Origin of the sequence: Allobosea sp. BH3, assembly GCF_025499465.1 — a bacterium.
GTDB lineage: Bacteria > Pseudomonadota > Alphaproteobacteria > Rhizobiales > Beijerinckiaceae > Allobosea.
Genome location: NZ_JAIMCA010000008.1, coordinates 26,867 through 51,811 on the forward strand (window position 1 = coordinate 26,867; position 24,945 = coordinate 51,811).

General features: G+C 66.5%; 23 protein-coding genes. 12 read left to right on the forward strand and 11 right to left on the reverse strand.

Annotation, left to right across the window (positions count from 1 at the left end; translation table 11 throughout):
• Positions 1-9 precede the first annotated feature (9 nt).
• The 3 genes from BoBH3_RS23545 to BoBH3_RS23555 form a co-directional block, all read right to left on the reverse strand.
• Entirely contained in the window at positions 10-498 is a 489-nt protein-coding gene (locus BoBH3_RS23545; protein WP_262333301.1) for a tripartite tricarboxylate transporter TctB family protein, read from the reverse strand.
• Positions 499-635: 137 nt separating this feature from the next.
• On the reverse strand, positions 636-1,628 hold the full coding sequence (locus BoBH3_RS23550) for a Bug family tripartite tricarboxylate transporter substrate binding protein (RefSeq protein WP_410050648.1): 993 nt from the start codon (positions 1,626-1,628) through the stop codon (positions 636-638).
• 66 nt (positions 1,629-1,694) lie between these two features.
• A complete protein-coding gene (locus tag BoBH3_RS23555; protein WP_262333303.1) occupies positions 1,695-2,726 on the reverse strand; it encodes a 4-hydroxythreonine-4-phosphate dehydrogenase PdxA in 1,032 nt (343 codons plus the stop codon).
• 142 nt (positions 2,727-2,868) lie between these two features.
• On the opposite strand from BoBH3_RS23555, the gene BoBH3_RS23560 reads away from it, so the two are divergent.
• A complete protein-coding gene (locus tag BoBH3_RS23560; protein WP_262333304.1) occupies positions 2,869-4,257 on the forward strand; it encodes an NAD(P)H-dependent oxidoreductase in 1,389 nt (462 codons plus the stop codon).
• 93 nt (positions 4,258-4,350) lie between these two features.
• The gene (locus tag BoBH3_RS23565) at positions 4,351-5,016 is read left to right on the forward strand and encodes a GntR family transcriptional regulator (protein WP_262333305.1); all 666 of its coding nucleotides are present in this window, start codon (positions 4,351-4,353) and stop codon (positions 5,014-5,016) included.
• A 302-nt stretch (positions 5,017-5,318) separates the two neighbouring features.
• Here BoBH3_RS23565 and BoBH3_RS23570 read toward each other — a convergent pair whose 3' ends face one another.
• Both BoBH3_RS23570 and BoBH3_RS23575 read right to left on the reverse strand, forming a co-directional pair.
• Positions 5,319-5,699: a hypothetical protein gene (locus BoBH3_RS23570; protein ID WP_262333306.1), complete on the reverse strand. Its 381-nt coding sequence runs from the start codon at positions 5,697-5,699 to the stop codon at positions 5,319-5,321.
• Between the two features lie 52 nt (positions 5,700-5,751).
• Positions 5,752-5,994 carry a YdcH family protein gene (locus tag BoBH3_RS23575; RefSeq protein WP_262333307.1) on the reverse strand — a complete coding sequence of 81 codons (243 nt, stop codon included), beginning with the start codon at positions 5,992-5,994 and terminating at the stop codon, positions 5,752-5,754.
• A gap of 238 nt (positions 5,995-6,232) precedes the next feature.
• Between BoBH3_RS23575 and BoBH3_RS23580 the strand changes: the two genes are divergently transcribed.
• Positions 6,233-6,454, forward strand: coding sequence for a hypothetical protein (locus BoBH3_RS23580; protein WP_262333308.1), 222 nt, complete (start codon positions 6,233-6,235; stop codon positions 6,452-6,454).
• A gap of 135 nt (positions 6,455-6,589) precedes the next feature.
• On the opposite strand, the gene BoBH3_RS23585 is transcribed toward BoBH3_RS23580, so the two are convergent.
• Both BoBH3_RS23585 and BoBH3_RS23590 read right to left on the reverse strand, forming a co-directional pair.
• Complete coding sequence (locus BoBH3_RS23585; RefSeq protein WP_262333309.1) at positions 6,590-8,032, reverse strand: undecaprenyl-phosphate glucose phosphotransferase; 1,443 nt, start codon at positions 8,030-8,032, stop codon at positions 6,590-6,592.
• Positions 8,033-8,184: 152 nt separating this feature from the next.
• Positions 8,185-8,535 carry a VanZ family protein gene (locus tag BoBH3_RS23590; protein WP_262333310.1) on the reverse strand — a complete coding sequence of 117 codons (351 nt, stop codon included), beginning with the start codon at positions 8,533-8,535 and terminating at the stop codon, positions 8,185-8,187.
• Between the two features lie 232 nt (positions 8,536-8,767).
• Between BoBH3_RS23590 and BoBH3_RS23595 the strand changes: the two genes are divergently transcribed.
• Both BoBH3_RS23595 and BoBH3_RS23600 read left to right on the forward strand, forming a co-directional pair.
• Positions 8,768-9,517: an aspartate/glutamate racemase family protein gene (locus tag BoBH3_RS23595; protein ID WP_262333311.1), complete on the forward strand. Its 750-nt coding sequence runs from the start codon at positions 8,768-8,770 to the stop codon at positions 9,515-9,517.
• Between the two features lie 66 nt (positions 9,518-9,583).
• Positions 9,584-10,978: a DUF2793 domain-containing protein gene (locus BoBH3_RS23600; RefSeq protein ID WP_262333312.1), complete on the forward strand. Its 1,395-nt coding sequence runs from the start codon at positions 9,584-9,586 to the stop codon at positions 10,976-10,978.
• Between the two features lie 102 nt (positions 10,979-11,080).
• On the opposite strand, the gene araD is transcribed toward BoBH3_RS23600, so the two are convergent.
• From araD to BoBH3_RS23615, 3 genes are all read right to left on the reverse strand, one after another.
• Complete coding sequence (gene araD, locus BoBH3_RS23605) at positions 11,081-12,814, reverse strand: L-arabinonate dehydratase (RefSeq protein ID WP_262333313.1); 1,734 nt, start codon at positions 12,812-12,814, stop codon at positions 11,081-11,083.
• Between the two features lie 171 nt (positions 12,815-12,985).
• Positions 12,986-13,903, reverse strand: a complete 918-nt coding sequence (locus BoBH3_RS23610) for a dihydrodipicolinate synthase family protein (protein ID WP_262333314.1) — start codon at positions 13,901-13,903, stop codon at positions 12,986-12,988.
• On the reverse strand, positions 13,893-14,594 hold the full coding sequence (locus BoBH3_RS23615) for a GntR family transcriptional regulator (RefSeq protein WP_262333315.1): 702 nt from the start codon (positions 14,592-14,594) through the stop codon (positions 13,893-13,895). The genes BoBH3_RS23610 and BoBH3_RS23615 overlap by 11 nt, the downstream gene beginning before the upstream one ends.
• Before the next feature lie 205 nt (positions 14,595-14,799).
• Here BoBH3_RS23615 and BoBH3_RS23620 point away from each other — a divergent pair, with 205 nt between their 5' ends.
• The 3 genes from BoBH3_RS23620 to BoBH3_RS23630 all read left to right on the forward strand — a co-directional run bounded on the left by BoBH3_RS23620 (position 14,800) and on the right by BoBH3_RS23630 (position 17,988).
• On the forward strand, positions 14,800-15,786 hold the full coding sequence (locus BoBH3_RS23620) for a Bug family tripartite tricarboxylate transporter substrate binding protein (protein WP_262333316.1): 987 nt from the start codon (positions 14,800-14,802) through the stop codon (positions 15,784-15,786).
• A gap of 173 nt (positions 15,787-15,959) precedes the next feature.
• Complete coding sequence (locus tag BoBH3_RS23625) at positions 15,960-16,679, forward strand: ribonuclease activity regulator RraA (RefSeq protein ID WP_262333317.1); 720 nt, start codon at positions 15,960-15,962, stop codon at positions 16,677-16,679.
• A 220-nt stretch (positions 16,680-16,899) separates the two neighbouring features.
• Positions 16,900-17,988 (forward strand): SMP-30/gluconolactonase/LRE family protein, encoded by a 1,089-nt coding sequence (locus BoBH3_RS23630; protein ID WP_262333318.1) that lies wholly within the window; start codon positions 16,900-16,902, stop codon positions 17,986-17,988.
• A 32-nt stretch (positions 17,989-18,020) separates the two neighbouring features.
• Here BoBH3_RS23630 and BoBH3_RS23635 read toward each other — a convergent pair whose 3' ends face one another.
• Positions 18,021-19,052: an NAD-dependent epimerase gene (locus BoBH3_RS23635; protein WP_262333319.1), complete on the reverse strand. Its 1,032-nt coding sequence runs from the start codon at positions 19,050-19,052 to the stop codon at positions 18,021-18,023.
• 242 nt (positions 19,053-19,294) lie between these two features.
• Between BoBH3_RS23635 and BoBH3_RS23640 the strand changes: the two genes are divergently transcribed.
• The 4 genes from BoBH3_RS23640 to BoBH3_RS23655 all read left to right on the forward strand — a co-directional run bounded on the left by BoBH3_RS23640 (position 19,295) and on the right by BoBH3_RS23655 (position 24,885).
• Positions 19,295-20,794 (forward strand): M81 family metallopeptidase, encoded by a 1,500-nt coding sequence (locus BoBH3_RS23640; protein ID WP_262333320.1) that lies wholly within the window; start codon positions 19,295-19,297, stop codon positions 20,792-20,794.
• Positions 20,795-20,814: 20 nt separating this feature from the next.
• Entirely contained in the window at positions 20,815-21,975 is a 1,161-nt protein-coding gene (locus BoBH3_RS23645; protein ID WP_262333321.1) for a M20 aminoacylase family protein, read from the forward strand.
• A gap of 11 nt (positions 21,976-21,986) precedes the next feature.
• Complete coding sequence (locus BoBH3_RS23650; protein WP_262333322.1) at positions 21,987-23,132, forward strand: M20/M25/M40 family metallo-hydrolase; 1,146 nt, start codon at positions 21,987-21,989, stop codon at positions 23,130-23,132.
• A gap of 187 nt (positions 23,133-23,319) precedes the next feature.
• Positions 23,320-24,885, forward strand: coding sequence for an ABC transporter substrate-binding protein (locus tag BoBH3_RS23655; RefSeq protein ID WP_262333323.1), 1,566 nt, complete (start codon positions 23,320-23,322; stop codon positions 24,883-24,885).
• Positions 24,886-24,945: the final 60 nt, after the last annotated feature.

Here is a 24,945-nt window from a genome sequence, read left to right on the forward strand (position 1 = left end):
CCACCGAACTCAAAAGCCCAGAAAGGCTTCGAGCGGGCCCTTCATGAGCTGGATCAGGAAAATACGTTCAAGCAGGACGTAGAAGGCGACGGCGGATCCGAAAGCCGTTGCGAGCGAGGCCAGCCAGCCGAAGCCACCCTGCACGCGCATCGCGAAGAGGAGATAGAGGATCGTCGCGACATACATGCCGAGCGTGGCGCAGAGCAGGACGAAGCCGAGGATCGGGAGAAAGAAGCCGATGACGCGGCCCAAGCCGTCGCGATCGAGAATGACCGCTGACAGCGTATCGCGCCCCGTGATGCGCTTCGACCAGGTCACGACGAGGGTGCCGAGACTCGCCAGCGCAACGAGCAGGCCGGCATAGAAGGGGAAGGCGCCGGGCTGCGGCCCGGACGTGTCCCAGCCGATGCCGAACTCGGTCGCGCCCCGCACGATGATGAGCCCGTAGGCCAGCGTGAACAGGGCGATTGCTGTTTCAGCCCAGAAGCGAGTGACCATGCCGGCTGTCTCTCTTGGGTAGGGGACGTCCGGCGCAAGTGTTGCCAGACATTCCGGGACCCGTCGAACGGCAAGCCGCTGTCGACGGGCCCCGGCATTCTGCTTGCTACGGCGGGACCGTAGGGTCCCGGCGCAAACTACTTCACGACCCAGCCTTCGGCCTCGAAGACCTTGCGGTTCGCGGCGTCGTCGCGGGCGACGAACTCGGCGAATTCCTTGCCCTTCATGAAGCGGCCGGTCTGGGCGGTGCGGGCGATGAATTCCTTCCACTCATCGCTCTGGCTGACCTTCTCGAGCACGTCCTCGTAGAACTTGACGGCGTCGGCGGGCACGTCGGCAGGCAGCCAGACGGTGCGCGGCATCTGGAAGGCCTCGAGCGGCAGCCCGGCTTCCTTGCAGGTCGGGATGTCGCCCCAGCCCTTGCCGCCGTGGACCGGCTCGCTCTTGGCGAGGCGGGTCGGCGAGAAGACGCAGAGCGGCTTCACCTGCCCGGCCTTCCACTGGCCGACATTCTCGTTGGGGTTGTTGGTGTTGGAATCGATATGCGCGCCGGCGAGCTGGGTCGCCGCCATGCCGCCGCCCTGGAAGGGCACGTAGATCCACTTCGCGCCCGTCGCCTCCTGGATCATCGCCGTCAGCGTCTGGTCGGTGTCCTTCGACTGGCTGCCGCCCATCTTCAAGGTGCCGGGCTTGGCCTTGGCCGCCTCGATATAGGCCTTGGCGTCGGCATAGGGCGCCTCGCCGTTGACCCAGATCAGGAACTCGTCGAGCGCCATCGAGGCGACGGGAGTGAAATCGGCCGGCTTGAATGCGAGCTTCGCGACATAGGGCAGCAGATAGGCGTTGTTGGTGCCGAAGATAACCTTGTGGGGGTCGCCCTTGCCGGCCTTGCCGTGGACGTAACCTTCGGCGCCGGAACCGCCGCCCTTGTTGACGACGACGATGGGCTGATCGACCAGCTTGTTCTTCTGGATGATCGACTGGACGATGCGGGCGAAATTGTCGGTGCCGCCGCCGGGCCCCGAGGTCACGACGAACTCGATGGGCTTGGTCGGCTGCCAGGCGAGCGCTGCTGCGCCGGGTACGATAGCAATGGCCGCGGCGAGCGCGGCTGTGCGGAACATGGCCATAAGGCGTTCTCCCTACCTAGATTTCCAGTTTGGATGGCGCTCTTCCGGCGCCTTGATGAAGTCTTGTCAGGCCGCGGCGCGGCGCTGCGAACTGTCTCCCGCCATCTTGATGGCCAGCGCGAGCGCTGCGCGCGTCGCGCCGAGATTGGCAATGCCCTTGCCGGCGATCTCATAGGCCGTGCCATGGGCCGGCGTGCAGATCGGGAAGGGGAAGCCGCCGATCAGCGTCACGCCGCGGTCGAAGCCCATGAGCTTCATCGCGATCTGACCCTGATCGTGATACATCGTCAGCACCGCGTCGAAATCGCCGTTGCGGGCGCGCAGGAACACGGTGTCCGACGGATACGGACCCTCGACGGTGAAACCCTTGGCCTTGGCAGCCTTGACCGCGGGCTCGATGGTTTCGATCTCATCGCGGCCGAAATTGCCGCCATCGCCGCAATGCGGGTTGATGCCAGCAACCGCGATCCGCGGCGGATCGAAGCCGGCAGCGCGCAGATTGGTGTCGGCGAGCGACAAGGCCCGCAGGATGCGCTCCTGCGTGATGTTGTTCGCCACTTCCGAGAGCGGGATATGCGAGGTCACCCGCGCATTCCAGAGCTTGTCGAGAACGTTGAACTCGCTCGCCGGGCCGTCGAAGCCGATCGCGTCGCGCACGAAGCGGATCTCGTCGTCATAGCCCTGATAGGCGAAGCGCATCGCCGCCTTGTTGAAGGGCGTGAAGAACACCGCATCGGCCTTGCCGGCGCTGGCGAAACGCAGCGCGCGGCGGAAATTGTCGGTCGCGGCGCGCCCGCCGGCAAGCGTCGCGGTGGCGCGCTGGAGATCGGCCGGATCATGGTTCGCGAGGTCGACGAAGAGCGGGCGGCCGGAGAAGGCAGGCAGCGGGGCGCCCTCGGCCACGACCTCGACATCCGGGTCGACGCCGCTGTCGGCGATGCCCAGATCGAGCAGGCGCTTGTCGCCGAACACGACGAAATGAGCGGCTTCGCGCAGGTCCGGCTCGGCGAGGATGCGGGCCGTCAGTTCCGGGCTGATGCCGGACGGGTCCCCCATCGCGACCGCGATAATCGGCCGTGCGTTCTCCTGATCAGACATCGGCGTTTCCCGCTCCGTTTCGTTTCGGGACGGGTAACACGCACCTACCGACCGTGCAAGTATGCTGTATACAGAATATGACTCAGCGGTTACTCCTGCAGCTAAGAAAACCGCAATGGCGTCTCCGGGAGGAGAGGATACCGTGAATTTCCATCAGCACTATGCGCGCGTTGCGCGCCCCGTCGAAGCCTGCCTCGTCGGCAGCGGCAGTTTCGGTCGCAGTTTCCTGGCGCAGGCCGCGCGCATTCCGCTGGTGAATGCGCGCATCGCGGTCGACATGACGGCTGAGGCGGCGGCCAAGGCCTTCGCCGCGGCCGGAATCGAGGGCCGGGACATTGCCGTCTGCGCAACACCGGCCGAGGCGCGCGCCGCCTGGAACGCCGGCCAGCGCGTGGCGGCAGGCTCCCTCGACACCGTGCTCGACCTGCCTTTCGACATCCTGATCGAGGCGACCGGGGCGCCCGTCGCGGCGGCGCGTCATTCGCTTGCCGCGATCGAAGCCGGGCGGCATGTCGCCCTGGTCTCGAAGGAGGCGGACAGCGTTGTCGGCCCCGGTCTGGCGCGGCTTGCTGCCGAGAAAGGCGTCGTCGTGACGCCTGTCGACGGGGACCAGCCGAGCCTTCTGATCGGCCTCGTCACCTGGGCGGAATTGCTCGGCTTCGAGGTGATCGCGGCGGGCAAGTCGAGCGAGTACGACTTCGTCTTCGAGCCGGCTTCCGGAGACGTCATCTGCAACGGGGTGAGGCGCCCGCTGCCCGCACTCGCGAAGCATTGGCCCAGTAGCGGTGCGGATGCGGTGTCCCGCGCGGCTGCGCGGGCCGAGGTGCTTGGCTCAGCCTTCCCGCTGCGCACGGTGCCTGATCTGTGCGAAATGACGGTGGTGGCGAATGCGACGGGCCTGAGCGCCGATGTCGCGGGCTTCCATGCGCCGCCGGCGCGCATCCCCGAGATCGCGAATCTCTTCTGCGAGCGCGGGCAGGGCGGGCTGCTCGCCGGCACGCGCCGGGTCGACGTGTTCCACCATCTGCGGCTGGCCGACGAGGCGAGCTTCGCGGGCGGCGTTTTCGTGACGGTGCGCTGCGAGGATCCGGTGAGCTGGAAGCTGCTGGAAGAGAAGGGGCATGTCGTCGCCGCCGGCGGCCATACGGCCGCGCTCTATCTGCCGCGCCATCTGCTCGGGCTCGAATGTGCGACCTCGCTGCTCGATGCGGCCGGCTACGGCGTCTCCGGCTATGGCTCCGATTATCGGCCGCGGCAGGATCTCGTCGCGGTGGCCGAGCGCGACCTGCCGGTTGGTACGGTCTTGAGCATGGGCGGCCATCACCACAGCATCGCCGACGTCGGCGGCGGGATGGTGGAGGCGCGGCCGCTTGGCGAGGACGTGCCGGCTCCGTTCTACCTGGTGGCGGATGCGAAGCTCGTCCGGCCGGTCCGCGCGGGCGATGCGATCCGCCTCGGGGACGTGGCGCTGGACGAAACCTCGCCGCTGTTCCAGGCTCGACTCAAGCAGGATGCGATGTTCTTCGCCTAGTTCCCGGCGCGTTGACAGCGCCGGGGGACCGTGTCGTAACGCGGCTGAGGGTCTGCCCTCGCGGGGAGAGCCCTGAAGGAGCAAGCACAGATCATGACCGAGGCTGCCGAGGCCTATCCGCGCATCCAGCGCCGCACCCTCCACGAGGAGGTGCTCGAAAGGCTGCGCGACATGATCATCGAGGGGCGCCTCGAGCCCGGTCAGCGCATCAACGAAGGCGTGGTCGGCGCTCAGCTCGGCGTCTCGCGGACGCCGCTGCGCGAAGCCATCAAGACGCTTGCCAGCGAGGGGCTGGTCGAGATGCAGCCCGCAAAGGGCGCGGTGGTTCGCCGCTTCTCGACCCGCGACCTGCGCGAGATCCTCGAGGTGATCAAGTCTCTGGAACAGCTCGGCGGGCGCATCGCCTGCGCACAGGCGACGGACGAGCAGGTCGAAGGCGTGGTCGCGATGCATGACCGGATGATGGAACTCTACGCGGTGCGCAACCGGCTGGAGTATTTCAAGCTCAACCAGATGATCCATTCGGCCATCGTCGCGGCCTCCGGCAATGCCGTGCTGATGGAGATGCACGAGACGCTGCAGGCCCGCATCAAGCGGCTGCGCTTCATCGGCAATGAGGGCCCGGCGAAATGGGCCGGCGCCGTGGCGGAGCACGAGGCGATGATCGCCGCGCTGAAGCGGCGGGATGGCGAGGCGCTGGCTGCCGAGATCGGCAAGCACATGGACCACACGCTGGATCGTGTGAAGGACGTGCTTTAGGCCGGGGTCTCTTCTGCTATCGCTGCGCGTTCTGCAGCACGCATCGCGCGGCCCGCGCGCAGCGCGGGACGTTCAGCTCGCCGAGAAGAAATAGACGCTCAAGGCGAGCAGAAAGAAGAAGCTGATATAGCGAACCTGCATAGGCCCCCCGAGGCGTGCGGGGAAACCATGCGGAAAATCTCTCAAATCGGCTTCAATTCGATCTCTAAAATTGCGCGTAACGCGGTCTGAGATCTTCACTTTCGCGAAAGGCGTCCCGTCGACAGGGTCGACCCGTATGACGGGGCGAGGTGCCGCTGCCCTCAGGGGCGGACCACCGAAACGACGAGGTAGGTGTGCATGGCCTCGCCGTCGCTGATCGAAACATATTCGCCCGGCACGAAACGCTCCTCGCCGAGCCGGTAGCCGGCCTCATCATCGTCGCGCTCGGTGGCGTCGTAGTCGATGTACCAATGGCCGCCGGGCTTGCGGCGCAAGAGGCCGATCAGGTCTTCCTGGCCGGGCTGGAAGCGCCGGACGCGGCAGGAGGCGCGGTGCTCCTTCCATTCGGCCGGGTCGAGACGGTTCTCGTCGTCGAGCGGAACCATGAGGTCGTAGCCGTTATGGCTGTCGCCCTGAGGCGCGCCCTTTTCGCGCGCCAGCACCAGACGAACATGTCGGAAGATGCGGGGTAGAGCGTTCATGCGTTGCGGCCCTCCATTCGGTTTGCGCAATTCAGCGGTGCAGCCGCACGGCTCATCTGGCGGCGGACAGCGCCTGGCCGATGGCGTCCTTGGCCTGAAGGCGCTGCTTGCGCAGCTCGGTCTCGACGGCATGGTCCACCGGGGCGATGTTCGTCTCGGCGAGGTGCACCTTGTCGTTGATCTCGTCGTAACGGGCGAGCAGGCTCGCGAATTCCGGATCGGCGAGCTTGAGCCGATGGATGGCGTCGCCCTGTCCCGGGAACTCCTCGGCGAGGGTGTGCGGGGTGTTGGACATCTCGGTCTCCTGCTGACTGCGGATGGTCTCGTCCCGGATGTCTAGCCACGCTGCGGCAGATCGGCATTGATCTAGCCCCAGGCCGCGACAGCGCGAGGATCGCTCCGGCAAGGGCCTGCGGATTAACCGTGCCGCGGCAATCTCGCTAAAATCGTCAGCTTGTGCTTTTGTCGTGTCGCGAAATCGGTCATCGATAGCCAAGACGCCTTAACGCAATTTTTACCCTACGAGTGAATCCATGCGACCAGAGCGCGTGCGACATTTCCCGCTGCCTCCCCGCGTCTCGATTCCGGAGCGGGTGCCGCAGGCGGCGAACGACAACGAGCCGGAGATCCGGGAGAGTGCAGCCAGCCTGCTTCTGGGGCGTTCGCTGATGGTGACGGCGGTGCTGGCGACGATCGCGCTCCTGATCGCCTGGGGCGCCTGGATAGGCAGCACGATCTGGCGCAGCTTCTTCTGAGCCTCGGCCTGCGAGGCTCGTCTCAGACCTGAGATTCTGCGTTTTTGGCGAGCAGGCCCCCGGCCGAAAGGCCTAAGCATTTCCTGCCCGGCGCATCAGGCGAGCCGGTGGCGGCTTCGCCTGATGCCGCGCGATTCAGCGCGCGTTCTGGAACGCCTTCGGGCTGAAGACGGTGCGGAACAGGATCGCGAAATCGAGCCACATCGACCAGTTGTCGATGTACCAATGGTCGCAGGCGACGCGCTTGGCCATTTTCTCGTCGGTATCGGTTTCGCCCCGCAGGCCGTTCACCTGAGCCCAGCCGGTGATGCCCGGCTTCACGTTGTGGCGGCGCGCATAATTGGCGATGCGGCTCTCGAAGGCGTCGTCATGCGCCAGCGCGTGGGGGCGGGGTCCGACCAGCGACATGTCCCCGGCGAGCACGTTCAGGAGTTGCGGAAGCTCGTCGAGATTGTAGCGGCGCAGGACATGGCCGATGCGGGTGATGCGCGGGTCGTTGCGCTTGGCCTGCACGACGACCTGCCCGTCGTCCGTGGTGGTCATGGTGCGGAACTTGAAGATGCGGAACGCCTGCTGGTTGAAGCCGTAGCGCCGCTGCCGAAACAGGACGGGGCCCGGTGAGTCGAGCCGGATCAACGCCGCGACCATGACGAGGAGCGGCAGGGTCAGGATAAGGCCGCAGGAGGCCGCGACGATGTCGAAGGCGCGCTTCGCCGCGACCTCGAAGGCGGAGAGCGGCTGGCGCGTCAGGCGCAGGCTGGTCAGGGAGCCGGACTTTACGATGTGCGGGCGCTCGAAGCGCTCCATCACGGGCTCCGGAGCGAGGTGAATCGCGACCGGCAGGTTGGTGAAGGCGTCGACGCAGGCATCGATCAGTTCCTGCTCCGACCAGGGCAGGGCGATGAAAACCGAGTCCGGCCGCTTGCCACGGCAGTTCGCCACCGCGGCGGCGAGATCGGCGGCCAATGCCTTGCGGTTCGCGCTTCTGTCTGATGTCAGGAAGGCGATATCGACGATCGCCAGCCCGGCATGCCAGGGCTTATGCCGGCCGACCAAGGACATGACGTTCTCTTCCCGCCCGATCAGGAAGATCCGCTCGGCGGCAATCCGGCCGGTCTTGCCGGCGCTGGCGATGAGCCGGACGATCAATGAGCGCGACAGGGCGATCATCGGAATGCCGATGAGATAGGTCGTGAGGATGATCGCCCGCGAATAGTGTTCGGAGATCTTGGCCAGGAAGACCAGCGCCAGAAAGGCGACCATGGCCATGTTCCAGACCGCGAAGGCCGAGGCGATCTGCCGGCGGGCCGAGAGATAGTTCCCGATCTGGTAGCGGCCGCGTATCAGGTCGATGAAGACGAACAGCGTCGCCAGCATCAGCGCCAGCTCGGGTGTGGCACGCTCCAGGGTCAGTGTGCCGAAGGAGGCCAGGCCATAGGCTGCGGAGGCGAGGTGGACGATGGCCAGCACCACCAGCCCGTCGACTGCTGCGACCGCCGGCCCGAACCAGTGGCGCCAGATGCGAGACCGTCTCTCGGCGGTTCCCGGCACGATATGGCGCAGCGCGTTGGCAGTCATAGTTCACCCCAGCCTTGCAGTTCAGCCATGGCCGACACTTGTGTCCCGTTTCGGAACATTCGTGTCGATATGGCCTTACGCTCGGTCAAGGGTGGCAAGGCGCGTGCCGGCGGCGCCTGCGTCAGATCGGGCCAGACGGAAACGCGTCGCGTTCAGGCTGGGCCGCGGCGCCGGAGCATGAGTTCGAGGAGGCCGGCGAGGGTGCCGCCCAGGACCGCGCCTGCACATTTCACCAGCGCATCGCGCGGCAGCCCGTGGCGGGTCGCCTCCCAGGTCTGGAGCCATTCGAGCCCGAGCGCCAAGGCGACGATGCCGCCGAGCACCAGCCAGCGCTGGCGCGGATAGGCGAAGCTCAGCAAGGCTCCGGCGGCGAAATAGGCCAGGAAGCGCTCGCCATTGGCGCCGAGCTCCGGGATGTGGGGCCTTGCATCGATCGGTGACAACGTCGCGACCATGATCAGAAGCAGAGCGGCCCAGCCGATCACAATCGCAGCAAGACGCATCTTTTCCAGGGGGGCGTTCAAAAGGACTCCGGGAGCGCTGGCGGGACGGGCAGGCGAGGCAACAGGTAAGCGGCCATGCAGGACGCGGACCAGCGCGGAAGAATCAAGCCGCCAATGCCATGGTCGACCGTCCTATGACGTCGAGAAAATGGCAAGGCGATGACGATGGAGTTCGGGTTTCATCATGGGGCGGCGCGCTCTAGCATGCAGCTCCTGGTCTATGGGGTTGATGATGACGGTTGATTCGGCCGTGCCGGCTTCGGCGCGGATCGCCAAGGGCGGCAAGGCGATCTACGGGGCCCCGCTCGGTATCCTGATGCTGGAGGCGCGCTTTCCGCGCATCCATGGCGACATGGGCAACGGCACGACTTGGCCCTTCCCGGTGCTTTACCGCGTCGTCGGCGGGGCGAGCCCGGAAAAGGTGGTGCTGAAGGGTGCGGCAGGCCTGTTGCCGGATTTCATCGAGGCCACACGCGATCTGGTCAGGCTCGGGGCCGAGGCGATCACCACCAATTGCGGCTTCCTCTCGCTTTTCCAGCGCGAGCTAGCTGCCGCCGTCGGCGTGCCGGTCGCGACTTCCTCGCTGATGCAGGTGCCCTGGGTGCAGGCGACGCTGCCGCCGGGCAAGCGCGTCGGCGTCGTCACGGTGTCGTCCACGACATTGACCCCGGCTCATCTCGAAGCGGCGAACGTGCCGCTCGACACGCCCGTGACCGGCACGGAGAACGGCCGCGAGTTCTTCCGCGTGCTGATCAAGGCCGAGAAAGACGACATGGATGTCGAGCTCGCCCGGCAGGATGTGGTGCAGGCGGCGCTCGATCTCGTGGCGCGCCACCCCGAGGTCGGCTCCATCGTGCTCGAATGCACGAACATGCCGCCCTATGCGGCTGATGTGCAGGCGGCGACGGGGCTGCCTGTCTACGACATCTATTCGCTGATCACCTGGTTCCATGCCGGCCTGAGACCGCGCCGCTTCGGCTGATCTTATCCCCGGCGCCGAAAGCGCCGGAATAATGCGCCTCGCTGAAATCCCTGTCCGCGAGGCCCCATGACAGACACGCCCCGTCTCAGCCTGCCGCTCCTTGCGGCCGGCCAAGCGCAGAAGCACGTCACCCACAACGATGCGCTGACCCGGCTCGACGCATTGGTCCATCTTGCCGTCCAGAGCCGGACTCAAGCCGATCCGCCGGTGTCTCCGACAGAGCTTTCGGCCTATATCGTCCCGGCGGACGGCACGGGCGTCTTTGCCGGCCGGACCGATCAGCTTGCGCTCTACGAGGATGGCGGCTGGGCCTTTGTCACGCCGCGCGCGGGCTGGCAGGCCTGGGTGGCGGACGAGGCCGAGCACAATCTCTGGACCGGCACGGAATGGCGCCGCGACAGCCCGCTCAGCGGCCTTGGGGCCGAAAGCTGGGGCGTCAACGCGACCGCGGATGCGACGAACCGCCTTGTCGTTTCCGGCGAGGCGAGCCTGTTCAATCATGCCGGCAGCGGTCATCAGCTGAAGCTCAACAAGGCTGCTGCCGGGGCGACGGCGAGCGTGTTGTTCCAGTCGAACTGGTCGGGGCGGGCCGAGTTCGGGCTCGCAGGCGACGACGATTTTCGGGTGAAGGTGAGCGCGGATGGCTCCGCCTGGCACGATGCACTCGCCATCGACCGGGCTACAGGCGCGGCCGCCTTGCCCGGTTCGCCCTGGGCCTCGGGAGCGAACCTGCTCGTCAATGGCGACATGGCAATCAATCAGCGCGCCTTTGCAGGCGGTGCACTGGCGGCCGGGAGCTACGGCTTTGACCGCTGGAAGGCGGATGCGGGCGGCGCGAACCTCTCGGCTGGCAGCTTCGCGATCACGCTGAATTCGGGCGCCATCGTCCAGCCGGTCGAGCCTGCACTCTGGGGGCTCGCTTCCTTTGCGGGCGTAACGCTGACGCTTTCGGTCGAGAACCTCAGCGGCGGAGACCTTTCGGTCACTGTCGGGAGCCAGTCCGGCACCATCGCTGCGGGCTCCGGCCGCCGTTCCTTCACGCTGACGCTGGCCATGGGCGATGTCGGAGCGCTGGCAGTGAAGCTTTCGCCGAGCGCGGGGGCGGTCAGCTTCGGGCGGGCCAAGCTGGAACACGGGCCGCTTGCGACGGGTTGGACGGCGCGGCCGCTCAGCGTCGAGCAGATGCTCTGCCGGCGCTACCACACCCGGCTCGACGGGCAGATCCTGATCGATGCCTATCAGGCGGCTACGGCTGCATCCCGACAAGCCGTCGTGCTGCCGGCGCCGATGCGGACGACGCCTGTCGTGAGCTTCGCCGTTTCGTCGGAGATAAACGTGCAGGGCGTGGATCGTGGTGTGGTCGCCCAGTCGTCGCAGAGTGCCTATGCCTATGTCACGGCGCTGGCGCTCGGGCGGGTGCGGGCGGCTTTCGACGCCATCGCCTTCGACGCGGAGCTTTAAAGCGAGCCGCATTGCGATGAGCGCAGCGACGAAGCAATCCAGGTGACGTAGCGCTCTGTCGCCTCTGGATTGCTTCGCTGCGCTCGCAATGACGGCTCGGTCTCAATGGATCTCCGGCTCGGGGATCTTCGCCGTGCCTTCGAGGTAGTCGAAGTCGCAGCCCTTGTCGGCCTGGCGGATATGGGCGGCGGACATCTTGCCCCAGCCGCGGGGATAGTCGCGGTTCGGCGGAGTCCAGACGGCGAGGCGCTCGGCGATTTGCTCCTGCGTCAGGTTGACCGAGATGCTGCGGGCCTCGACATCGACGGTGATGATGTCGCCGGTCTTTACCGCGGCGAGGGGCCCCTTGATATAGGCCTCTGGCGCGACGTGGAGGATGCAGGCGCCATAGCTGGTGCCGGACATGCGCGCGTCCGAGATGCGCAGCATGTCGCGCACGCCCTGCTTCAGGAGCTTCTTGGGGATCGGCATCATGCCCCATTCCGGCATGCCGGGACCGCCGACGGGGCCGCAGTTCTTCAGCACCATGATATGGTCCGGCGTGACGTCGAGGCTCTCGTCGTTCACGGCCTTCATCATGGCGTCGTAGTCCTCGAAGACCAGCGCCGGGCCTGAATGCTTGAGCAGGTGAGGGGCGGCGGCCGAAGGCTTGATGACGCAGCCATCCGGCGCGATGTTGCCCTTGAGGACCGCGAGGCCGTTGGCGGTCGATACCGGCTTTTCGAGCGGGCGGATGACGTTGTCGTCATAGACGTTGGCGAGCGCGATGGTCTCTGCCAGCGGCTTGCCCGTGACGGTCATCGCATCGGTGTGGAGCTTGCTCTCCAGCTGCTTCAGCAGGGCCGGCAGGCCGCCGGCATAGAAGAAATCCTCCATCAGGAAATCACCGGACGGGCGCAGATTCGCGATCACCGGGACCTTGCGGGAGAAGGCGTCGAAATCGTCCGGCGTCAGCGGCACGCCGGCGCGGCCCGCCATGGCGACGAGGTGGATGATCGCGTTGGTCGAGCCGGCGACGGCCATATGGACCGTCAGCGCGTTCTCGAAGCTCTTTCGCGTGAGAATCTGGTCGGGCGTCAGGTCTTCCCAGACCATCTCGACGATGCGCTTGCCCGCGGCCGCGGCCATGCGAGGATGGGCGGCGTCCGCGGCAGGGATGGCGGAGGCGCCGGGCAAGGTGAGGCCCAGCACCTCGGCATGGCTCATCATCGTGGCGGCCGTACCCATCACCATGCAGGTGCCATAGGAGCGGGCGATGCCGCTTTCCATGTCGCGCCACTGGTCGTCGGTGATGTTGCCGGCTTCCTTCTCGGCCCAGTATTTCCAGACGTCGGCGCCGGAGCCGAGCACCTTGCCGGCCCAGTTGCCGCGCAGCATCGGCCCGGCCGGCACGAAGATGAAGGGCAGGCCGGCGCTGCAGGCGCCCATGATCAGGGCAGGCGTGGACTTGTCGCAGCCACCGAGCAGGACGGCGCCGTCGAGCGGGTGGGAGCGGATCGATTCCTCCGTCTCCATCGCCAGGAAGTTGCGATAGAGCATGGTCGTTGGCTTCTGGTATTGCTCCGAGACGGACATCACCGGGATCTCGATCGGGAAGCCGCCTGCCGCCCATACAGCGCGCTTCACCGCCTCGGCGCGGTCTCGCAGATGAGTGTGGCAGGGGTTGATCTCGGACCAGGTGTTGATGATGCCGATGACCGGCTTGCCCATGAACTCCTCATGGGCGAACCCCATCTGCAGCGCCCGCGAGCGATGGCCGAAGGAGCGCAGGTCGCTCGCCCCGAACCAGCGCTTCGAGCGCAGCGTATCGGGCGTCTTGCGGGGGCGGGGCGGCATGGGCGTGTCCTCGAATGTTCTTTGTTGATTCAACGGTCTGTCATTCCGGGGCGGCCCGCAGGCGGAGCCCGGAACCCGCGACTGGGTGAGAGGCCACCTACAGATGATGAAGGGATCGCCCGGTCGTGGGTTCCGGGTTCATCGCTGCGCGATGCCCCGGAATGACGAAGGTTACTCCGCCGCCGCTTTCGCCGCGCCCCAGCCGGAGACGATGGCGCGGAGTTCCGCCTTCTCGGCGGCGTTCAGTTCCGGCAGGCCGGGCAGGCGAACGGGGCCGACATTGGTGCCGAGCAGGCCGAGCGCCTCCTTGACCACGGTGACGTTGGCGCCGTTGCCGTATTTGGTGCGCAGCTTCTCGAAGCCGGCAATGGCGTCGACCTCGCGCCTCGCCACCTCATAGTCACCAGCCTCCAGCGCGCGCCAAACGGCGAGCGAGCGCTCCGGCGCGACGTTGATCAGCCCGGAGGTGAAGCCACGGGCGCCGAGCGCATAGAAGGGCGCCGCCCAGCCTTCAGCCAGTCCGCAGATCCAGTTGGCGCTGGTGCCCTCCGTCTCGCGGACGCAATCGGCAAGCAGCATCATGTTGCTCGAAGCGAACTTCACGCCCGCGACATTGGCATGGGTCGCGACGCGGATCAGGTCCTGCACGCCGATGGCATCGGAACGGATATAGGCGACGAGCGGGATCGGCAGCGCATCTGCGATGGCGAGGATGTAGTCGGCCTGGGATTGCGGCGCGGCGAAGGGGTCGAGCGGGTGATGCACCATCGCCGCGTCGCAACCCGCCTTGGCAGCGAGCTTGCCGGTCGCGATCGCCTCCCGCAGCGAGCGGCCGATGCCGGCGGTGACGAGCGCCTTGCCGGAGGCGGCTTCGGCCGCCGTCGCGTGGGAGCGCTCAACCTCGGCGGTGGTCATCGGGTAGAACTCGCCGGTGTTGCCGGCCGAGACGATGTTGTGGATGCCGGCCTCGGCGATGCGCCGGACGATCTTGCCGGTCAGCGCCCAGTCGGCCTCGCCATCTGCCTTCCAGGCGGTGACATGAACGCCGGAAATGCCGCGGAGGCCCGCGCGCAGCTTGTCATTCGTCATAGTCCAGTCCCTCCGCATCCGCGCCGAACACCAGCCGCACATGGGCCTTCGCGGAGCGGACGATGTGACGGCGCATCCTGAGCTCGGCCAAAGCCGGCTCTCGCGCCAGAAGCGCCTCGTAGATGGCGCGGTGTTCTTCGAAGCCCTGGCCGCGCTCGGCCGGCGCCGAATGCAGGGAGATGCGCTGGGCGTGATCGTACATGCGCTGGCCGTCGAGGCGACGCTCCAGATAGCTGCAGCCCGAGATCCGGTGGATCGCCCGGTGGTAGTCCTCGTTGCGGGTGACCAGCTCCTCGAGGTCGCCATGCAGCGTCGCGTGTTCCATCACTGCAATGAGCCGGCCGAGCTCGGCGGCGGCTGCGTCGGTCATGCGGTTGGCCGCAACATGGGTCATGACGCTCTCGATGGCCGCGCGGCCCAGCGCCATCTCCAGCGCCTGCCGGGCGGAGAACTCGACGAAGACGCCGCGCCGCGCCTCTGTCCTGACCAGCCCCTCGCTCTCCAGCTTGCGGATCGCATCCTTCACCGGGGTGGTGCTGACGCCCAGCATCTCGGCGAGGTGGCGTTCGTTCAGCCGCTCGCCGTCGCGGAAATTGCCAGCGACGATCGCGCGGCGCAGTCGCTCATGGACGTGCTCGCGCAGCGAACGCAGCAAGTGAGGGGCGACGGGTTCGACGGCCGGTTGCAACATGTTTCTTCCGTGGCTGCGAGCTGGCGAAGCCGCATTTGTCCCGGTTCGGGGCTCGTGCCTCATTGATATCAAACAGCACAATCCGCCTCGCCGAGCAATCTGAAATTTCAGATTTCAAATTCCAAATCCTGTGCTATGTCCGTCTGCAAGCGCCCGCCATGAGGCGCCAGAGCGGCCTGTCCGCGTCCCGGGAGGAATTGACGAAATGAGCATCACCCGCAGAACCATGCTTGCTGCCACCTGCCTCGCCGCGGGCTCTCTGGCCTTGGCCGGCTCGGCCTCCGCGCAGGGCGACTATCCCGGCAGCAAGGTCGTCACCATCGTCGTGCCCTTCGCAGCGGGCGGCACCACGGATTTGCTCGGCCGCATCCTGGCCGACCGGCTGGGCCAGCGGCTCGGCGGCAAGTTCATCGTCGAGAATAGGCCTGGCGCAGGTGGCAATACGGGCGCGGCCGCCGTGGCACGGTCGCCGGCGGACGGCTACACGCTGACGATGGGCACGGTCTCGAGCCATGCCATCAATCCGGGCGTCTACGCCAAGATGCCCTATGACCACATCAAGGACTTTGCGCCGATCTCGCAGGTGGCGAGCGTGCCGAATATCCTGATGGTCAATATCGACCTGCCGGCGAAGACCGTGCCGGAGCTGATCGACCTGCTGAAGAAGAACCCCGGCAAGTATTCCTTCGGTTCTTCGGGCGCCGGCACCTCGACCCATATGGCGGCGGAGCTGTTCAAGGTCTCGACCGGCACCGATATGGTCCATGTGCCGTACCGCTCCAGCGGGCAGGTGACGCAGGACCTGCTCTCCGGCCAGATCCAGATCACCTTCGACAACATCACCATCGCCTGGCCCCATGTGGAGGCGGGCAAAATCCGGGCGCTCGCCACCGCGACGCCGAAGCGGCTGGCGGTCGCTCCGGACCTGCCGGCGCTGTCGGAGTTCATCCCCGGGTACGATGCCAGTTCCTGGCACGGCTTCTTCGCGCCGTCGGGCGTCCCGAAGGAGATCGTCGCCAAGCTCTCGACAGAGACCCAGGCGATCATGAGGGAGCCGGCGGTGATCGAGCAGCTCAAGAAGCTCGGCGTCGATCCGGTCGGGTCGAGCCAGGCCGAGTTCACCGCGCATATCGCCTCCGAGACGAAGCGCTGGGCTGATGTGGCGCAGAAGGCGAACGTCAAAATTGAATGACAGAAGACTTTGCCGCTTCGCGAGCCCTCATCCTGAGGAGCCGCGGAGCGGCGTCTCGAAGGATGCTCCAGCTTGCGCAGGGAGCCTCCGGAAGCATCCTTCGAGACGTGCTCCCATGGAGCACTCCTCAGGATGAGGGCTCGTTTCCATCCAGCCGAAGGTTTGCCTTTCTCATGACATCCAATGCCCTCACCGACGAGAACCGCCGCAAGCTCAGGCGCGTCTCGACCGCGACGCTGACCACGGCCCTGTTCAAGCGCGGCTTCCGCAACCAGTTCATCCAGGATGTGCGGCCGCTTGCGCCTCTGAAGGAATCGGTCGTCGGAGAGGCCTTCACCCTGCGCTACATCCCGGCTCGCGAAGACCTCGACGTGCTCTCTTCCTTCGAGGGAACGAGCCACCCGCAGCGGCGGGCGGTCGAGGATTGTCCGCCCGGGCATGTCATGGTCATCGACTCGCGCAAGGACCCGCGGGCGGCCTCGGCTGGCGGCATCCTGGTGTCGCGGCTGATGCAGAGGGGCTGTGCCGGCGTCGTCACCGATGGCGGCTTCCGGGACAGCCCGGAGATCGCCGAGATGGGCTTTCCCGCCTATCACAACCGGCCGAGCGCGCCGACGAACCTGATCCGCCACCATGCGCTCGACATCAACGCGCCGATCGGCTGCGGCGATGTCGCGGTCTATCCCGGCGACATCGTCGTCGGGGACAGCGAGGGCGTCTGCATCGTGCCGGCGCATATCGCCAACGAGATCGCGCCCGAGGCCTATGAGCAGACGGCCTATGAGGATTTCGTCGCCGAGCGGGTGAGGGGCGGGCAGGGCATCTTCGGGCTCTACCCGGCCAATGAAGAGACCAAGGCCGCCTTCGCGAAATGGCGGCCCAGCTGGTCCTGAGGCGTTTTAGATCATCGCGCGTCCCAACGGACGCGGTCACGACGATCTACTTCGTCGTTATCGCATCGGATTTTTTCGAAAAGTGGAATCCACTTTTCGGTCCGATGCCATAGCCGGCCAGCTTGCAGAAGAGTCCGGCCCGGGCGACCGGGCCGCACGGAACGGTGCGACGCAACGACGTCGTGCCGCGATCAGTCACAACCAAATGGGAGGGAACAACATGGAGATGTCGCGCCGTCATCTGTTGGGGGGAGGGCTGGTTGCTGCCGGCTCGGCACTGGCAGGCACCGCTTTGGCACAAAGCTTTCCGTTCAAGCCGAACCAGCGCTATCCCGATCCCGCGGTCGAGATCCTGGATTCGAGCTTCGCGAAATACCGGATCTATTCGAGCACGGTCGAGCAGGTCGCCACGGGGATGCGCTGGGCCGAAGGGCCGGTCTATTTCCCTGAGGGGCGCTATGTCCTGCTGAGCGATATCCCCAACAACCGCATCATGAAATATGACGAGGTGAAGAACAGCTTCACCGTGTTCCGCGACGATGCGAACTACGCCAACGGCAATGCCCGCGACCGCCAGGGCAGGCTGGTCACCTGCGAACATTCTGTGACGCGCCGCATCACCCGCACGGAGAAGAACGGCAAGATCACCGTGCTGGCAGACCGCTTCGACGGCAAGCGGCTCAACGCGCCCAACGACATCGTGGTCCGTTCCGACGATACGATCTGGTTCACCGACCCGCTCTTCGGCATCAACGGCGAATGGGAAGGCTCCCGCGCTAAGCCGGAGCAGGCGACCACGAATGTCTATCGCATCGGCCGGGACGGCAAGCTGACGGCGGTCATCACCGATCTGGTCAATCCGAACGGCATCGCCTTCTCGCCGGACGAGAAGAAGCTCTACGTGGTCGAATGGCGCGGCACGCCGAACCGTTCGATCTGGGGCTATGATGTCGATGCCGACGGAAAGGTCTCGAACAAGGCCAAGATCGTCGATGCGGCTGATTTCGGTGCTCTCGACGGCTTCAAGGTCGACCGCGACGGCAATCTCTGGTGCGGCTATGGCAGCAACGGCGCGCTCAACGGCGAGGCGAGCGATGTCGGCGGGCGAAAGGTCTTCGGGCTGAGAGGCAAGCCGGAGGATCTCGACGGCGTCATGGTGTTCAGCCCTGCGGGCAAGCCACTCGCCTTCATCCGCCTGCCCGAGCGCTGCGCCAATCTCTGCTTCGGAGGGCCGAAGGGCAACCGCCTCTACATGGCGAGCTCCCATTCGCTCTATTCGCTCTATGTCGAGGCTCACGGAGCGGTTTAGCTGAGTCTCGTCAGAGCGTTGCGGCGCGGCGTTCAGGCCGCGCCGTAAAACGCTCGATACCATTCGACGAAGCGGGCGATGCCGGTTTCGATCGGCGTGTCCGGGTGGAAGTCCACCTTGGCCGTCAGGTCCGAGACATCGGCGTAGGTCGCCGGGACATCGCCGGGCTGGGCGGGCAGGTGGCGCTTGATGGCCTTGCGGCCGCAGGCCTGCTCGACCACCGCAATGAAGCGGTCAAGCGCGACCGGCGTGTGGTTGCCGATATTGTAGAGCCGCCATGGCGCGGAGGCGCTTGCAGGGTCTGGCGCGGCGGCGTCGAAAGTGGCGCTTGCGGTCGGCGGCTTGCCGGCGAGACGCACGATCGCCTCGCGGATGTCGTCGACATAGGTGAAGTCCCGGCTCATCTCGGATTCGGCATAGACCTCGATCGGCTGGCCTTCGAGGATCGCCTTGGTGAACTTGAAATAGGCCATGTCCGGCCGGCCCCAGGGGCCGTAGACCGTGAAGAAGCGCAAGCCCGTGGTCGGGATGCCGTAAAGATGCGCGTAGGAATGGGCCATCAGCTCGTTGGCCCGCTTGGTCGCCGCATAGAGCGAGACGGGATGGTCGGCGCCGTCATGCTCCGAGAAGGGCACCTTGGCGTTGGCGCCGTAGACCGAACTCGACGAGGCATAGACGAGATGGCCCACCGGGTTGTGCCGGCAGGCCTCCAGGATCGAGAGGAAGCCGTCGAGATTGGCGTGGGCATAGGCGCGGGGATTGTCGAGGGAATAGCGCACGCCGGCCTGTGCGGCGAGATGGATCACCACTTGTGGGCGAAAGCTGGCGAAGGCCGCCTGGACGCGGTCGTAATCGGCGATGTCCAGCTTCTCGAAGGAGAAGCCGTTGCGGGGCGTCAATCTGTCCAACCGGGCCTGCTTCAGCGCCGGGTCGTAATAGGGCGTCAGATTGTCGATGCCGAGGACGGTGACGCCGCTGTCGAGCAGGGCCTCGGTGACATGCAGGCCGACAAAGCCGGCGGCCCCGGTCACGATGGCGCGTTCGAAGGGCAAAGTCCGGTCCAAGCGCTTCCCCGCGGATCACGGGCGCGCGGCCCTTCCGTCCGGCGCCGGTAGTGGAACGCTTCGCCGGCTGTGGCAAGGGGTTTCCGGCCCTTGACCAGCCGCCCGCCCGCGCCGAGCCGTGCACATCTCGCGAGCGGGGACGACGAAATTTGCGTCTTGCAGGGAGCTTTTTGTGCCTCGCTGGGGCTTGGAGGAAGGGGGCCGCGCGTGCTTACCTCGGCCGTTCCTGAAAGGAAGCCTTGATGTCGCCCCGCATCGCCTTCGGCGGTTTTCTCCACGAGACGAATACGTTCGCGCCCAGCACCGCACCTCTGGAGGCCTTCCTGCATGGCGGCGGCTGGCCGGCGCTCTCCCGGGGCGAGGAGATCTATGCCGCGCTGAAGAACGTGAATATCGGCGCCTCCGGCTTCATCGAGAACGCCCGTGCGCGGGGCTGGGAGATGGTGCCGACGCTCTGGTGCATGGCCAGCCCCTCGGCCGAGGTCACGGCGGGGGCCTTCGAGACGCTGACCGACGAACTGGTGGAACGCATCAAGGCCGCGCTGCCGGTGGACGGCGTCTATCTCGATCTGCACGGCGCCATGGTCGCGGAGAATCATCCCGACGGCGAGGGCGAGGTGCTGCGCCGGGTGCGCGCCGCAATCGGCCCCGATATCCCGCTCGTCTCGAGCCTCGACCTGCATGGCAACATCACGCCGCTCATGATGGAGGCGGCTGACGCGCTCGTCGCCTACCGCACCTATCCGCATGTCGACGCGGCGCTGACCGGCAGCCGCGCGACCGATCTGCTCGCGAGCCTGCTCGGCACCAAGGCGCGGCCGGCCAAGGCCTTCCGGCAGGTACCCTATCTCATCCCCATCGCCTGGCAGGCGACCGCGATGGAACCCTGCAAGACGATCTATGCGGAGCTCGCGGCGCTGGAGAGCGAAGCGGTACCGACGCTCTCCTTCCTGCCCGGCTTTCCCGCCGCCGATTTCCCCGATTGCGGCGCGACCGTGCTGGCCTATGGCGCGACGCAGGAGGATGCCGACCGGGCGGCCGATGCGATCTTCGCCCGTGTCATGGCGAGCGAGGAGGCCTTCAAGGGCAAGGTGTTCACGCCGGATGACGGGGTGAAGGAAGCGATCCGCCTTTCGCAGGGCGCGAGCAAGCCGATCGTGATCTCCGACACGCAGGACAATCCGGGCGCCGGCGGCAACTCCGACACGATGGGCATGGCCCATGCCCTCGTCGGCAACGGCGCCGAGCGCGCCGCCATCGGCGTCATCGTCGATCCGGCGGCGGCCGAGGCGGCGCATGCGGCGGGCGAGGGGGCGACGATCCGCGTCTCGCTCGGGGCCAAATCCGGCATTCCGGGCGATGCTCCGCTCGAAGCCGAGTTCGTGGTCGAGAAGCTCTCGGACGGGCGCTTCGTCGCGCCGGGGCCGTTCTATGGCGGCTCGCGCATCAATCTGGGCCCCAGCGCCTGCCTCAGGATCGGCGGGGTGCGCATCGTCATCGGCTCGCGCAAGGCGCAGATGGCCGATCAGGCGATGTATCGGCAGGTCGGCATCGAGCCGACCGAGCAGGCTATCCTCGTCAACAAGAGCTCGGTGCATTTCCGCGCCGATTTCGAGCCGATCGCCGCGGCGATCCTCGTCTGCGCCGCGCCCGGCCCGATGCCGGTCGATCCCGCCTCGCTGCCCTGGCGGCGGCTGCGGCCCGGCCTTCGCACCTCGCCGCTCGGCACCGCCTTCGCCTGAATCACGCTTTCGGAGTTCCCATGCCAGTCCTGCCGCAGATCGAGTCCTTCAAGGACGACCTCACCGCGATCCGCCGCGATCTCCACGCCCATCCCGAGATCGGCTTCGAGGAGGTCCGCACCTCCGGCGTCGTCGCGGAGAAGTTGAGCGCCTGGGGCATCGAGGTGCATCGCGGCATCGGCAAGACCGGCGTCGTCGGCATCCTCCAAGGCACGGGTGGCCCCGGAAAGCGCATCGGCCTGCGGGCCGACATGGATGCGCTGCCGATCCAGGAAATCACGAACCTGCCCTGGCGCTCGACGATTCCCGACCGCATGCATGCCTGCGGCCATGACGGACACACCTCCATGCTGCTCGGCGCGGCGCGCTATCTCGCCGAGAACCGCAACTTCAAGGGCACGGCGATCTTCGTCTTCCAGCCGGCGGAAGAAGGGCTCGGCGGCGCGCGCAGCATGATCGCCGAGAAGCTGTTCGAGCGCTTCCCTTGCGACGAGATCTACGGGCTGCACAACGCGCCCAATCTGGAACCCGGCCAGATCCAGGTCTTCCCGGGCCCCGCCATGGCGGGCGCCGATTTCTTCGACATCAAGATCACGGGCAAGGGCAGCCACGGAGCCATGCCGCATATGGGGCGTGATCCCGTCATCGCGGCGCTGACGCTGGCGGGTGCGCTGCAGACCATCGTCAGCCGCAACGCCGATCCGCGCGAGGCTGCCGTGCTCTCGATCACCAAGGTCCATGCCGGCTCGGCCTATAACGTCATCCCGGAGGAAGCGGAGCTCGCCGGCACGATCCGCACCTTCTCCCAGGAGACCGGTGAGCTGGTGCGTGCCCGCATGCGCGAGATCGCGGCCGGCATTGCTGCGACCTTCGGTGTCACGGTCACGGTGGACATCCGCAACATCTTTGATGTGCTCGTGAACCATGAGGAGCAGTCCGAAGCCGCGGCGGCGGTGGCGGCCGAGATCGTCGGCGCGGAGAACGTGCTCACCGAACCCAAGCCGGTGATGGGCAGCGAGGATTTCGCCGACATGCTGCGCGTCGTTCCCGGCGCCTATGCCTGGGTCGGCCATGCCGGCAACGTGCCGGTGCACAACCCGGCCTATGTGCTCGACGACGGCATCCTGCCGGTGGGGGCGAGCCTGCTGGCGCGCCTCGTCGAGACGCGTGCGGCTGCGTGAGGATGGCCGATATGGACGTCAAGACGCTGCCGCTCGACACCGAAGCCCTGCTCGCCGGCCTGAAGCCCTGGATCGAGTGCGAAAGCCCGACCTTCGACTCCGCCGCCGTCAACCGGATGATGGACCTCGCCGCCGCCGAAACCGCGGCTGCAGGGGCGACGATCACCCGCATTCCCGGCCCGGCCGGGCTCGGAGATTGCGTGCTGGGGGATTTCCCGCATCCGCGGCGTGGCGAGCCCGGCATCCTGGTGATGTCGCATCTCGACACGGTGCATCCGGTCGGCACGCTTTCGAAGCTGCCCTTCCGCCGCGAGGGCACGCGCTGCTACGGGCCTGGCATCCTCGACATGAAGGGCGGCGCCTATGCCGGGCTGCAGGCGATCATCGCGCTCGCGAAGGCCGGCGTCGAGACGCCGCTTCCGGTCAGCGTGCTCTATACGAGCGATGAAGAGATCGGCAGCCCTGGCACGCGCGAGATCATCATGGAGGCGGCCCGCAAGCACCGCTTCATCCTGGTCCCGGAGCCCGGCCAGCCTGCGCAGGCCGGCGATAACGTCGTGACGGGCCGCTATGCCATCGCCCGCTTCAACCTGCTGGCGGAAGGCCGGCCGAGCCATGCCGGCTCGAAGCTGAAGGATGGGCGCTCGGCCATCAGCATGATGGCGCGCCAGTTGCTCGCCATCGAGGCGATGACCGACGAGGACTGCACCTTCTCGGTCGGCGTCATCCAGGGCGGGCAGTGGGTCAATTGCGTGCCGACGACCTGCCACGGCGAGGCGCTCAGCATGGCAAAACGACAGGCGGATCTCGACCGCGGCGTCGAGCGCATGCTGGCGCTGACGAGCCGCGACACGGACGGCACCGGCTTCACCGTGACGCGCGGCGTCACCCGCCCGGTCTGGGAGCCGGACGAGGCGACGCTGACGATGTACGGGCTCGCCCGCGAGATCGCAGCCGAGATCGGCTGGGAGCTCGGCCATGTCTCGTCCGGCGGGGGCTCCGACGCGAACTTCACCGGCGCGGCCGGCATCCCGTCGCTCGACGGTCTCGGCGTGCTCGGCGCCGGCTATCACACGCTCGGCGAATATATCGAGATCGAGAGCCTGCCGCGGCGCATCCGCCTGCTCGCAGGCCTGCTCTCGCGCCTCTCCGCGTGAGCGATTGACACCCGCTCCCGTTTCGCGGGAGCCTCCCGACCATGGCACGGCGCCTGCATAGGCGCCGCCGCAACAGCAGGACAGGATCGGAGCGCCAAAAAGAACGACCGACAACAGCTCACGATTGGCAACATCACGATCAGCAAAGACGGGCCGCTCGACCGGCCAGAGGGGAGATCAGCTTATGATGTCGCGTTGGACTATCGCTACCGCAGCCGCGGCCCTGCTCGCAGGCAGCAGCATGGCGCAGGCGCAGACGACCATGAAGGTCGTGATGCATTCGGACGTGAAGATCGTCGATCCGATCTGGACGACCGCCTATATCGTCCGCAACCACGGCTACATGCTCTACGATACCCTGTTCTCGATGACCGAGAAGGGCGAGATCAAGCCGCAGATGGTCGACACCTTCACGGAGTCGCCCGACAAGCTGACCTACAAGTTCACCCTGCGCGACGGCCTGCTCTGGCATGACGGCAAGCCCGTCACCTCCGAGGACTGCATCGCCTCGATCAAGCGCTGGGCGGCGAAGGACCCGGTCGGCCAGAAGCTGATGACCTTCGTCGACGCGATGACCGCCGACGACGCCAAGAGCTTCACCGTGAAGCTGAAGTCCCCGACCGGCCTGCTGATCTTCGGCCTGGGCAAGCCCTCGTCCAACGTGCCGTTCATGATGCCGAAGCGCGTGGCGGATACCGATCCCAACACGCAGATCTCGGAATTCATCGGCTCCGGCCCGTTCGTGCTCAAGACCGACGAGTGGAAGCCGGGTGACAAGATCGTCTACACCAAGTTCAAGGACTACAAGCCGCGCTCCGAGCCGGCCGACGGCCTTTCCGGCGGCAAGGTCGTCAAGATCGACCGCATCGAGTGGCTCGCGGTCACCGACCAGCAGCAGGCGGTCAATGCGCTGCTCGCCGGCGAGATCGACATGGTCGAGCAGCCGGCCTTCGACCTGATCCCGCTGCTCAAGAGCGACAGCAAGATCAAGCTGTGGAACTACAATCCGCTCGGCCTGCAGTACACGATGCGCTTCAACAGCACCCAGCCGCCCTTCGACAATGCGAAGGTGCGCCAGGCGGTGACCTATGCGCTCAACCAGAAGGACTTCCTGGAGGCCACTGTCGGCAACCCCGACTACTACCAGGAATGCAAGGCGATGTTTGTCTGCGGCTCGCCGCTCGCCACCGAGAAGGGCATGGACGGGCTGCTGCAGTCCAACTTCAAGAAGTCGCAGGAACTGCTCAAGGAAGCCGGTTATGACGGCAAGCCGATCGTGCTGCTGCATTCGACCGATCTGCAGTCTCTGACCAATCTCGGCCCCGTCGCCAAGCAGCTGCTGGAGAAGGGCGGCTTCAAGGTCGATATGCAATCCTCCGACTGGCAGACGGTGGTCTCCCGCCGCGTCCGCAAGGACCCGGTGGACAAGGGCGGCTGGAACCTGATGCAGACCTCCTGGGTCTCGGCCGACATCCTGAACCCGGTCATGGCCGGCTTCTTCAACGCGAGTTGCGACAAGGCGGGCTTCGGCTGGCCCTGCGACGAGAAGATGGAGAAGCTGCGCGACGACTTCGCCCGCGAGCCCGACCCGGCGAAGCAGAAGGCGATCGCCGAGGCGGTGCAGGTGCGCTGGGCCGAGTCGCCGACCCATGTCCATCTCGGCCAGTACAACGTGCCGATCGCCGCGCGCTCCAACATCACCGGCATCCTGACGGCGCCGGCCCCGGTGTTCTGGAACGTCGAGAAGAAGTGAGGCGGCTGAGGCCGCCCGCGGGCGGCCTCGCAGGCTCGACCCGGCTCTCTGCAAAGAGAG